We start from the raw sequence: 12519 nt of genomic DNA on the forward strand, positions 1-12519 counted from the left end.
GTTCTTCTATGGTAATATGTTTATAGCTCATGACGTTTCCTCCTGGTTGTATCGACAAATACATTTTACCACGAGACCGTTATGAGTCTTTTTTATTAGTGTTGCACTTAATATACTAATTTATCTATTAAAAAAACCTAAAAAAGCATATGAATGCTCTTTTAGGTTTCGCCTGCTTTACCAGTAACAATCCTATTTATTTTTTTCTTTTGTTGCTAATCTTTGAATGTGAACGGTTAAATAAAACGACTCATCATCACTTATCTTAATGTTTCTCTCTTGTTCAACATAACGGGATATATTTTTGACACAGTGATAAGTGTCTGGCCATTGTTTCTTTAAACTGGCATACAACGGATTATCTTGTTTTAAATAAGCTTCATTTTTTCTAAGTCGCCACGTAAAGAATTTAAGATGAAGCAGAAAACGTTCGTAACTTAGTGACGGTGTTGTAAAATCTAAAGAAAAATGATTTTTAACAATTTCAACAATCCCTTTTACTAACTCTAAATCCTCGACAAGCTCATTTAAATTATTTTTTTTCGTGCTTGCGTTAATAATATGTAATGCGATTGAAGACGCTTCTTCATGCTCCAGTTGTACGCCAGTGTATTTTTCAATAATTCTTAGTGCTTCCAAACCAATTCGATACTCTTCTGGGTACAGGTTTTGGACTTCCCAAACTAAAGGATTTGAGATGTTAAGCTGTTGACTGTGTCTCTCGATTGCGAATTCTATATGATCACTCATGCTTAAATATATATAATCATCAAGTTTACTATCCAAATTATCATCTGCATACTCTATGATTTCATGAATCATTTCATATTGTTGTTTGCTTAGATTAGAGAGATACTTTCCCCATGATTTAGTCATTTCGTCATCATGAAGCCTAAAGACTTTTTGGATTTCGTCTTCATTTATCGTTTGATCTGTTGACTTGGAAAACCCAATCCCTTTACCCATTAACACAACCTCAATATCACCATCTTGCGCAAGAATGACATTGTTATTAAAGATCTTTTTAATTGTGTACACGATAACCCCCTTAATATAAAAGGCGACACCAAAAGAACAATTTCTTCTGGTATCGCCTGCATTATCAGTAACAATCCTAGTGTAAACATCTACAAACCAAGTATAACATAAACCGCTTACATGTCAATCGTTAGCGTTTAGTCTTCCTCTAAAATTTCGATTATTTTATTGCCATTGACTTTGACTTTAAGACGGTCGTTTGCTTTATAGAATGGTAATTTATCATCTAAAGACAACGAAACATTGTATATTTCATCACTCTCTTCAACCATTAAATAATAGAATGTATTCCCTTCAATTTGAACTTGTTTAATCTCAGTTATGGTTATTGTTAATTCTTGACTATCCTCTGGTAACAATGTATCGGAATCAGCATGAAGTGCAAGGTATGTTTTCTCGACTTCTTTAATTGTTGATCCGACTGATGATTTTGTATAGTCTTGGTAATCAACCATAGAAAAACCTCGAATAACACCTGATTGATCTTTTAAAGACATCACATATGTTGGATAACCACCAACATTTTGTAAAACAGGTGTTGTTGGGACATAATTTTTTTCTTGAATTGAACCAATTGATGTTGCTTCCGCAGTCGTCAACGAGATACCGGGTAGGTCAAGACTCAATGCTTTTCCTGTTTTAGTACTCATAAATAACAATCCGGTTGTTGAGCCTTCATCTAAACTAATCGGTCTTATTCCCGTAAATACATAAATCTCATCATCAATTGAAACATAATTATAGGTTCCATTATCTTGATCGATGACTTTTACACCAACTTGTTGCATTTTTGAATTAATATACCCTTTAGACAAACTGTAATGATCTTTCGCATGTGAGAGTAACATCGGTGTTGGGTAAACTAAGTCAACCCATTCTGGAACATCATCAATTTTATAATTTTTACTCTCACCGCTCACTGCATCTACTACAATGATTGACTTAACATTTTGAGCGCCCCATAAACCAACCTCTTTGGTCAATGTACTAACAATCCAATAAGGATGACCCTCATCGTTGACCTCAAAATTCCAACCACCAAGGTATGAAAATTTATGATTAAAGGCAACATGACGTTTTAAATTATAATGCAAAGGTGCGCCTGGATAATATTTCATCGGTTGCTTCAAAGTAATAATTTCTGCTTTGGCATTTGTATTACCTGATCCTGTTTGAACCATTACATAATAAGGAACTCCTTTATTTAAATTTAGTAATTGTTTGATTGGGCTTGAATACTTAAACGGAGCAACGCGTACCATCTCCCCTTTATAATTTATTTGGGAGAAATCTCTATTATTGATATCAAACATTGATGAGACATCACTCAATTCCCCAATTTTCTTTTCAGCTGACAATAAAGCTGAATCTTTATCAACATAAGACATTTCAACAGTATGATCTTTTCCATATAAATCTGAAAACTCAACCTGTTCAATTGTTCCAATAACATTCGCATATTTTTTAGCATTGATCATTCTTGATGACATTAATCCACCAAGTACAAAAACGATTGCAAAGAATAACGCCATTCCTGAGAATAGCTTAATAAACTTTTTGTAATCGTTACGATTCAAAAGCAAAATTCCTGCAATGAGTAAGATAAACCCACTCAAATAGACCATTGACTCAACTTTCATAAAATTGTAAGTGTTTCCGTTCCATATATCTAAGACGATAAATACAACACTTACGAGTACAATTAATACTTTTCTTGATACTTTCATAATAAAACCTCTCTTCATCTCTATTTTAACAAGTTTAACAACTGAGATAAAGGCTAGTGTTTGAAATTAATTTTCATAATTACGCTTTGGTATTGAAAACTAATTTCAAATGTGGTACTTTACATGTAAGGGCTTACCCAAAGGGAGGGAATAAATGGACGAGTTTAAGGCAAAAGTGTTTGAATTAATCACATTATCTGGGACTGCTAAGAGTATGGTCTACGAAGCACTTGATGTTGCGAAAGATAGCAAAGAAGAGGCTTTCGCATTATTAAAAGAAGCAGATGAGTTATTAAAACAAGCACATCGAGTACAGAGTAACTTTTTAGGGGACCAACTCATGGAAAGTACAACATTATTGATGGTACATGCTCAAGATCACATGATGCATGCATCTGAAGTGAGAAGTTTAGCAGAAGCTATTCTTAATTTAATCTAGGAGGATAAAATAGAAGATGGAAAAATTATTTAGTTTTATTGAAGATAAGCTATTACCGCCTTTAGCTGGTTTAGCAGAACAAAGATATTTACGTGCAATTCGTGATGGTATTATTTCAACGATGCCACTTGTCATGATTGGTAGTTTCTATATATTAGTTGTTATGTTCCCAATTCCTGCATGGCGTTCATTCATTGAACCTTGGATTGGAAATATGATGTTACCATTTAGAATTACAATCGGTTTAATGGCTGTCTATGCTTCATATGGTATGGGTTCATCCCTTGCTCGTAGTTACGACTTAGATGGAACATCAGGTGGATCATTATCATTGGCTGCATTCTTAATGACCATTATTCCTCAAGTTGCTCAACTTGAAGATGGAACAGGCTTAGGTTTTGTATTACCAATGGAGTATTTAGGTGGAGCGGGAATGTTTACCGCAATCTTAACAATGATCTTAGCTGTAGAAATCTTACGTTTTACACAAAAAAATAATTTAACGATTCGTTTACCAGAACAAGTTCCAGCATCTGTTGCTCGTTCATTTGAAGCAATTATTCCTGGAATGATTACAATTACAATTGTATGGATTATCTCTGTAGTCTTAGGGTTAAATGTTAACCAATTGATTATGCAACTCTTCTCACCTTTGGTGAACATTGCAGGTAATTCCTATTTAGGTGTTGTTATCCCTACTGTTCTTATTACATTATTATGGGCATCAGGTATCCATGGTGTTTCAATTATTGGTTCATTGTTACGTCCAATTTGGTTAGTTCTACTTGAACAAAATATGACAGCTGTCGCCAATGGACAAGTCCCAGGAAACATTGGAACCGAAGGATTCTACGACTTATTTGTTTGGATTGGAGGATCAGGGGGTACTCTTGCACTGTGTATTCTATTTATGTTCTCAAAGTCGACATATCTTAAACAAATTGGTAAACTATCAGTAGTACCAGGTATCTTTAATATTAACGAACCAATTATCTTTGGTGCACCGATTGTTTTAAACCCTGTCTTAGCAATTCCGTTTATTGTTGGACCTTTCTTAACATCAACAATTACATATATTGCGATGAAGTTTGAACTTGTTGCGAAAGTTAGTGTTGTAACACCCTTTGCTATTCCAGCACCGATTAAAGCATACTTATCCACAAATGGTGATTGGAGAGCTGTCGTTCTTGTCCTAATCAACTTTGCGATTTACTTTGCAGTCTTTGCACCATTTGTTAAAGCGTACGACAAACAAATGTTAGCAGAAGAGGAAGCTACATTGAAATTGAAAGGTGAAAATTAATGGCTGATTTAAGAGTTTTATTTGTCTGCTCACAAGGAATGTCGAGTGAAATTGCAGTCAATGCATTAAAAGATGAAGGTGCAAAAAACGGCATTGAAATTGAAGTCAAAGCTGTAAGCACTCAAGAATTTGAAGATGAAATAAAAAATGATTGGAACTGTGCTCTTGTTGCTCCACAAATACGCCACCGTTTTAAAGTATTAAAACCGATGGCAGAGACAATTAATGTACCTTGTGAAATGATTGAACCAATGGCTTATACACCATTAGGTGGACCAAAATTATTAAAACAGGTCCAGGACTTAACAAAATAGTTTATAATAAGAGAAAGGGTGGTAACATCCCTTTCTTTTTGCAAGGAGGGTTTATGAAATACAAAACAAGTATCATTGATTCAATTGATCCTTCATCTGATCAATTTACCAGTAACGAAAAAAAGATTGCAACCTTTATTAGTCATAATTTAGGAATCATTCCAGAAATGACAATTCAAGAACTTTCAGACCGAACCGGAACAAGTCCGGCCGCTATCAGTCGTTTTTGTAAAAAAATTGATAGTGATAGTTTTCAGTCCTTTAAAGTGAACCTGTCATCAGAGCTTGCATTGCGTCCTTATATTAATGAAAATGTCCAAAGTATCGATTCTGTTGACGCTGAAACAATTTTGAGTATCAATACAAACTTAATGAAATCAACCTTGGAAAACATCGACGAAGAGCAAATTGATCAAGCAATTGCTGCCATTCAAAAGGCCGATATAATCTTCGTTCATGGTATTGGTTTTTCAAAATTAAGCGCACAAAACATACGGTTGAAGTGGAGCCTGGTTGGGAAAACAATTATTATTGTTGAAGAGCTGGACTTTGCTCGTTCAACTTTACCCACTGTTGCTGACAGTGCCTTGTTTATTGCGCTGTCTAATTCTGGTAAGTCTGTTGAGATTTTGAGTCTATTGTCAACTGTAAAGGATTTAAATATTCCAACACTTGCAATTACTCGTAATAACGGAAATACATTAGCAATGAATACTGATATCCAATTGCACACTGCAAGTTTAAGCAGTAAACCTTCTGCAACAACCCCATCATTTTATAGTCAATCAATCTTGATAGATTATCTCTATTTTAGATATTTAGAAAAAATGGAATAAAAAAATCGACATAAACTATACCCTATAGAATAGACATGAAAATTAAAAGTCTATCTATAGGGTTTTTTGTTTGCTTCAAAGTATAATACAAGAAATAGAAATGAATTCAAAACAGTATCCAACTTTTAACGAAGTGTCATTGAGAATGACAGATTTCATAAATTACTCCAAGTATTAAGTAGTTAAAAATGCCAACCTAAATACTTTAGATTGGCATTTTTTATAATGTTTTTTTATTTACGTGTCCTTGATACGGGTACTGTGTATATTCATTTTTTTATTTTTTATAGCATAAATAAACGATGCCATTTTTCATGAAGGTATTTTGTAGAATAAGGTTTAGCTTGCGATCATGCTTTGCAAACAAAGGAATTCCACGACCAATAAGTTTGGGAATGACTGCTATATAATATTCATCAATCATGTTTTCCTCAACGAGTGGTTTAATAATTTTAGAACCGCCTACAATCCATATATCCTTACCACTTTTCTTTTTTAATACATTCACAGTCTCATTTACAGATTGACTTGTAAACTTTATATTTTTTTCTTGTGTTAACTTTTTGTGAGTAAAAACAATGGACTGACTGTCTTTATATGGGTAATTATTGGGGGATAATTGATTTGTAATCTGATCATAGGTAGTGTAACCCATTAACACAGTATCCACAGTGTCATAAAATTTTGTATAACTATCATCCGTCTCATAATTTTCTACCTCAAGCCAATCAATCCCTCCCTTAAGATCTGCAATATAACCATCTAGACTCATTGAAATAAATAACTTAACCTTTCGTGTCATTGTATCACCTCTCTTTAATTCTATAATGATATACTTAAGATAACGAGAGACAATATTCAAATCTGTCGCAAAGGAGGTCTTTTTATGAATAAACACACAATATGGTCAAAAACAATCATGATACTGTTCAAGACAAATCAATCTTTTTACAGTCTTTCAGTGGAAACATTATGTAAGGAAATCGGTATTCATCGTTCTACATTTTATCGTTATTTTAATAGTAAATATGACTTACTCCAATTTGGTGTTAATCTATTATGGACCGATTACTTTCACAGCTTTAACAAAGAAATTTTACTCAAGCCTTTTACATCATCTAATGATTTTTATCAATATTCTAATGCAAAAAAATTGATACAAAGCCAACGAAATTACCCTGAAGTTCTACAAGACATTCAAAATTTAACACTTTCTAAACTTGAAGACTATTATAAATCAGCGTTAAACGATGCGAATAATCTACATGCAGGATTTATTATTGCTACGATTAATTACTTGGATGAATGGAATCATAAAGCACAGAAACCCTTAACAGAATTAGACATAATATTTAACGCACTTTGCGCATCATCGTTACATAAAATCAAAAAGCTATCACAAACTTAGTTGTGATAGCCTTAGGCCTAATATCTCTAGATTTAGTCTCAATCCTTTAATAAGATTTAACGACTGTTTATTCAACGGAACACGACTCGTCGGTACACATCATACCTGCTGTCGCCTGATCCATTAGTTCTTGAGTTTCATTTAGTTGTTTAACATGATTGATCGCTGATTTAAAGACCTCTACAGGCTGTGCGCCTGAAACTGATACTTTATCATCAATAACAAAGTGTGGTGCACCCTTAGCATTAATTGTGCGTGCCCATTGTTCGTCTTGTCTTACCTTAAGACTATATTCATCACTATTTAAAACATGATGTGCTTCTTCCTCATTAATTCCAACTTCTTTAGCAAGTCGAATTAATGTTTTTTCATCATTAATATAATCACCATCAGTAAAGAATGCTTTCAAAACTCTTTCCGCAAATTCATTACCTTGACCTATCTCTTTTGATTTTTGGAATAATTTATGTGCTTTAAATGTGTTACTATATTTCATCGTATCATGATTATAAACTAAACCAACCTCTGCAGCCATTTTCGCAGAATAATCATTATTTGCCTTAGCTTCCTCATAAGAACTTCCATATTTATTTGCTAAAGTTTGATGAATGTCTAATCCTGGTTGATCAACATAATGCGGATCTAACTCATAGCTCATCATTTCAATTTCAATATCTTCACCAAGCTCATTAATCGCTTGTGTTAAGTGTCTCTTTCCAATATAACAGAAAGGACAAACAAAATCTGACCAAATTTGTACCTTCATAATCTCACCTCTGAAGATAGTTTACATGGATTCACTTCTTTGTTCTAGCAATATGACCAAGCGAGTGACAAACACTACTTAAGATAATTCTTGTCCATAAAGTTAAAGATATTATCATTTGTTCCCGCATAGAATATCGAACTCTCATGACCAACATTCACTGAATTATAATGATCACCAAAACGCCACTTACCACTAACTTCATCAAGAATAATAACCGCTGCCGCAATGTCATATAAATTCAAGCGACGTGCTTGATAAACATGTAAACGACCATGAGCAACATGACATATTTCAATTGCAGCTGATCCAATATAGCGATGAGCAATGATATTCGAATTCAACTCTTCAGGTGTAAAATCAAAATCATTAAAAATCGAATAACTACTGCTAACTATGACATCAGGAAAATCAAGCGACTGATCCAAAGTCTCTAATTTTTTACCATTGATGTATGCACCTTCACCATGAATCCCTAAATACAATTCATCCGCCATCACATCATAAACAATACCAAAAGCCGGTTTTCCATCAACGTAATGAGCAATTGATATTGCAAAGTATTGTTGATTATAGACAAAGTTTGTCGTCCCATCAATCGGATCAATAATCCATGACTCATCACCAACTTTATTTTCAACCATTGCCTCTTCAGTTAAAAAGGTTTGATTGTTAAATTCATTTGTAATCGCATTAACTAGAAAATTTTCAACACCTTTATCAACAGATGTTACAAAATCATTATAGGATGATTTTGTATCCACCTTTATCTCATTATTTTCAATTTGATCTAATATATAATCTTTCGCTTTATAAACTAGTTTTTTTGTAAATTCAATTTTTGTTTTCATTGATACTTTTCCTCCTTGTATTCATTATAAAGAAAAAACTCCTTGTTACCAAGGAGTTTAGTTGTTTAATAGTTCATTAATGAAACTTTCTTCTTCTTTTTCAGCATTTCTCTCTTCACGTTCACGTTTGAGTTCTTCAGCGTATTCTTTAACACGTTCTGTCGACTCTCGGTAAAGTGATGATCCTGTTCCTGCTGGAATTTTCTTACCAACAATAACATTCTCTTTTAATCCACTGAGTGGATCAATCTTAGATTTAATGGCTGCATCTGTCAATACTTTTGTTGTTTCTTGGAAAGATGCGGCTGATAGGAATGAATCTGTTTCAACAGAAGCTTTCGTGATCCCTTGTAATTGTGCTTTAAACACTGCCGGGTTTTTACCATTCATTAGAGCTTCTTGGTTCATTTCTGTAATCGTATCAATATGAATTTGTGCACCTGGACTTAATCCTGTGTCTTCACCTTTAATAACACGAACTTTACGCATCATTTGGTTAATCATAACCTCAACGTGTTTATCAGAAATTTCAATACCACCACTTTGGTAGACTTTTTTAACTTCTTTTAGGATGTAACGTTGGACTTCTAAACGACCAGCATATTCCAGTAATTCAGATGGATCAACTGAACCTTCAGTCAATTTATCTCCCGCAACAACCTCTGAACCAACTTCAAACCAAGGACGAACTGGTTGGTTAGGTAATGTTTTTAAGCTAACAGTTTGTTTATCATTAGCCACTGTAATTACCCATCCTAAACCATCCTCTGCTGGTTCAATTTCTGTGATACGACCGTTAATTTGAGAAATAACTGCCGCTAGTTTTGGTGTTCGTGCTTCGAATAGCTCCTCAACACGTGGAAGACCTTGAGTAATATCTTCACCACCAGCAACCGCAACCCCACCCGTATGGAATGTACGCATGGTTAACTGAGTTCCTGGCTCACCAATTGATTGAGCAGCAACAATACCAACGGCTTCACCTGCTTCAACAAGTTCCCCCGTAGCCATGTTACGACCATAACATTTTTGACAAATACCATGACTTGACTCACATGTAAATACTGAACGAATCAAGACTTGTTTTACACCAGCATTAACAATACGTTTTGCTAAGCCTTCTGAAATATATTCGTCTTCCTCAATAATGACTTCTTTAGTATTTGGATCAACAACAGTTTCTTTAATGTATCGACCCACTAAGCGATCGTATAATGATTCAACAACTGAATTTGACTTACGATCAATAATCTCTTCAACCAAGTACCCTTCACCACAGAAACAATCCTCTTCAACGATTGTGACATCTTGAGCAACGTCAACTAAACGACGAGTTAAGTAACCAGACTCCGCAGTTTTTAAAGCCGTATCGGTTAGACCTTTACGAACCCCGTGAGTTGAAATAAAGAACTCACTCACGTTTAATCCTTCACGGAAAGATGAATAAATAGGAACTTCGATAATGGTTGATTGATAACCTTTTTTAGATTTTGATTGTGTAGGTTTACCCATTAAACCACGAATACCAGCAAGCTGAGTAAAGTTAGAAACGTTACCACGAGCTCCAGATGTCGCCATCATATTAATTGGGTTTTTACGAGGTAATGTTTCCATTAACTCTCCACCAACAACATTCTTAACACCTTCCCAAAGTTGCATCAATTTACCTTCCCACTCTTGGGCAGTTAAACGACCACGTTTGTAAAGTGTCATTAATTTTGCAGCTTCAGCTTTACCTTCTTCAACATAACGCTCTTTATTAGGTGCAACGTTGATATCACTAATCGCAACCGTCATACCCGCAATTGTTGAATACTCAAATCCTAAATCTTTAATGCTATCCAAGATTTCTGATGTTTTATCAAGTGAATAACGATCAAAGATTTCCTTGATGACATACTCTAAATCTTTCTTTTTAAAATCTTGATTTAAAGGCATGCCTTTGATGATTTCTTTAACATCTGTTCCCATTGGTAAGAAGAATTTATCAGGGGTTGACTTAAAGTTATCCGCCGATACTTCGTTTAAATAAGGGAAATCTGCTGGTAACATATCATTGAAAATCATTTTACCAAGTGTTGTAACTAAATACATATTATTTTGTTTCGTATTAAAGTTTGATTTACCTAATGATGATGTTCTTACACAAACACGTGTGTGTAAGTGAATCATATGGTTTTCATATGCAAGACGAGCTTCAGCTAAATTTCTAAATGCTTTCCCTTCATTACTTGCAAAACGACGCCATTTATCTGCTTCTAATTGATCACCTAAGCCTTCAAAATACTCAGCTTTTTCGATGAACTCTTCAGCAGTCTCTTCCATGTTTAAATAATAGTTTCCTAAGACCATATCTTGAGAAGGAGTAACAATTGGTTTTCCATCTTTAGGTCCAAGAATATTACGTGATCCAAGCATTAATAACTCAGCTTCTGCTTGAGCCATTTCTGACAATGGAACGTGAACAGCCATTTGGTCACCATCAAAGTCCGCGTTAAACGCAGGCGTTGCTAGTGGGTGAAGACGAATTGCTCGCCCTTCAATCATCTTAGGCATAAATGCTTGAATACCAAGACGGTGAAGTGTTGGGGCACGGTTTAATAACACTGGGTGATTTTGAATTACTTCTTCAACAATATCCCAAACACGTGGATCTTGACGATCAATTAATTTTTCAGCTGCTTTAGCGTTATTACTAATTCCACGAACTTTCATTTCATTCACGACAAATGGTTTAAAGAGTTGAACAGCCATTTCTTTTGGAATTCCACATTCATACATCTTTAAGTCAGGTCCAACAGCAATAACTGAACGACCCGAGAAGTCAACACGTTTACCAAGAAGGTTAGCACGGAAACGTCCTTGCTTTCCTTTTAGTGAGTGTGACAACGATTTCAATGGACGTCCACCAGCACCTGTTACAGGCTTGTTACGGCGACCATTATCAATCAATGCATCCACTGATTCTTGTAACATTCTCATTTCGTTTTGAACAATAACTTGAGGTGTACCCATATCAAGTAATCGTTTTAAACGGTTGTTTCTTGTAATAACACGACGGTATAAATCGTTTGCATCTGAGGCAGCAAAACGTCCACCATCAAGTTGTAACATCGGACGTAATTCTGGTGGAATAACAGGTAATTGTGTTAAGACCATCCACTCTGGTTTATTGTCCGATTCAATGAAGGCTTCAACAGTTTCCAAACGACGAATTAATTTACGACGTTTATCACCTTTCGCATCTTCTAATTGACTTAAAATCGAAGTTTGTTCACCTTCAAGATCAACTTCTTCTAATAATGTTTTAATTGCGGCTCCACCAGCTTCAGCTTTAAAACTGTTGTAACCATATTTTTCAAAATATTCACGATACTCACGATCGTCAATAATTTGTTTGTACTGTAAATCTGTTTCTTTAGGATCTGTAACAACCCACTTAACAAAATATACAACTTCTTCAAGTATTTTAGGTGTGATATCTAGAAGTAGACTCATGCGTGATGGAATACCTCTTAAATACCAAATATGAGTCACAGGAGCTGCTAGCTCAATATGCCCCATACGCTCGCGACGTACTGATGATTTCGTTACTTCAACACCACATCGATCACAGATTACTCCGCGATAACGAACTTTTTTGTATTTTCCACAATAACATTCCCAGTCTTTAGATGGTCCAAAGATTTTCTCACAAAACAACCCATCTCTTTCAGGTTTTTGTGAACGGTAGTTAATTGTTTCAGGTTTTTTCACTTCACCATGAGACCATTCTAAAATCGTCTCTGGTGAAGCAAGTGCCAATTGAATTGAGGCAAATTTATTGATTCCCATTTA

Annotated in this window: 11 protein-coding genes; 5 read left to right on the forward strand and 6 right to left on the reverse strand. The window is 34.7% G+C overall.

The window, feature by feature from the left end:
* Positions 1-192 precede the first annotated feature (192 nt).
* Complete coding sequence (gene licT / locus GVV10_RS08480) at positions 193-1038, reverse strand: BglG family transcription antiterminator LicT (protein WP_159521651.1); 846 nt, start codon at positions 1036-1038, stop codon at positions 193-195.
* Between the two features lie 137 nt (positions 1039-1175).
* Positions 1176-2765, reverse strand: coding sequence for a hypothetical protein (locus tag GVV10_RS08485; protein WP_159521653.1), 1590 nt, complete (start codon positions 2763-2765; stop codon positions 1176-1178).
* A gap of 154 nt (positions 2766-2919) precedes the next feature.
* On the opposite strand from GVV10_RS08485, the gene GVV10_RS08490 reads away from it, so the two are divergent.
* The 4 genes from GVV10_RS08490 to GVV10_RS08505 are packed head-to-tail and all read left to right on the forward strand — an operon-like array spanning position 2920 to position 5657.
* Positions 2920-3204 carry a PTS lactose/cellobiose transporter subunit IIA gene (locus GVV10_RS08490; protein ID WP_159521655.1) on the forward strand — a complete coding sequence of 95 codons (285 nt, stop codon included), beginning with the start codon at positions 2920-2922 and terminating at the stop codon, positions 3202-3204.
* A gap of 16 nt (positions 3205-3220) precedes the next feature.
* A complete protein-coding gene (locus GVV10_RS08495; protein WP_159521657.1) occupies positions 3221-4507 on the forward strand; it encodes a PTS sugar transporter subunit IIC in 1287 nt (428 codons plus the stop codon).
* The gene (locus GVV10_RS08500) at positions 4507-4821 is read left to right on the forward strand and encodes a PTS sugar transporter subunit IIB (protein WP_159521659.1); all 315 of its coding nucleotides are present in this window, start codon (positions 4507-4509) and stop codon (positions 4819-4821) included. Before GVV10_RS08495 ends, GVV10_RS08500 begins: the two co-directional genes overlap by 1 nt.
* Positions 4822-4874: 53 nt before the next feature.
* Entirely contained in the window at positions 4875-5657 is a 783-nt protein-coding gene (locus tag GVV10_RS08505) for a MurR/RpiR family transcriptional regulator (RefSeq protein ID WP_159521661.1), read from the forward strand.
* A gap of 277 nt (positions 5658-5934) precedes the next feature.
* On the opposite strand, the gene GVV10_RS08510 is transcribed toward GVV10_RS08505, so the two are convergent.
* Entirely contained in the window at positions 5935-6459 is a 525-nt protein-coding gene (locus GVV10_RS08510; protein ID WP_159521664.1) for a dihydrofolate reductase family protein, read from the reverse strand.
* 84 nt (positions 6460-6543) lie between these two features.
* Between GVV10_RS08510 and GVV10_RS08515 the strand changes: the two genes are divergently transcribed.
* Positions 6544-7065 (forward strand): TetR/AcrR family transcriptional regulator, encoded by a 522-nt coding sequence (locus GVV10_RS08515; RefSeq protein ID WP_159521666.1) that lies wholly within the window; start codon positions 6544-6546, stop codon positions 7063-7065.
* 67 nt (positions 7066-7132) lie between these two features.
* Here the strand turns inward: GVV10_RS08515 and GVV10_RS08520 are convergent, their stop codons facing one another.
* The 3 genes from GVV10_RS08520 to rpoC form a co-directional block, all read right to left on the reverse strand.
* Positions 7133-7831 (reverse strand): DsbA family oxidoreductase, encoded by a 699-nt coding sequence (locus GVV10_RS08520; protein ID WP_159521668.1) that lies wholly within the window; start codon positions 7829-7831, stop codon positions 7133-7135.
* 74 nt (positions 7832-7905) lie between these two features.
* Positions 7906-8682 carry an inositol monophosphatase family protein gene (locus GVV10_RS08525; RefSeq protein WP_159521670.1) on the reverse strand — a complete coding sequence of 259 codons (777 nt, stop codon included), beginning with the start codon at positions 8680-8682 and terminating at the stop codon, positions 7906-7908.
* Positions 8683-8739: 57 nt separating this feature from the next.
* Complete coding sequence (gene rpoC, locus GVV10_RS08530) at positions 8740-12516, reverse strand: DNA-directed RNA polymerase subunit beta' (RefSeq protein WP_159521672.1); 3777 nt, start codon at positions 12514-12516, stop codon at positions 8740-8742.
* Between the last annotated feature and the right edge of the window lie 3 nt (positions 12517-12519).

It is taken from the genome of Erysipelothrix urinaevulpis, from assembly GCF_009828835.1.
Classification (GTDB): domain Bacteria; phylum Bacillota_I; class Bacilli_A; order Erysipelotrichales; family Erysipelotrichaceae; genus Erysipelothrix; species Erysipelothrix urinaevulpis.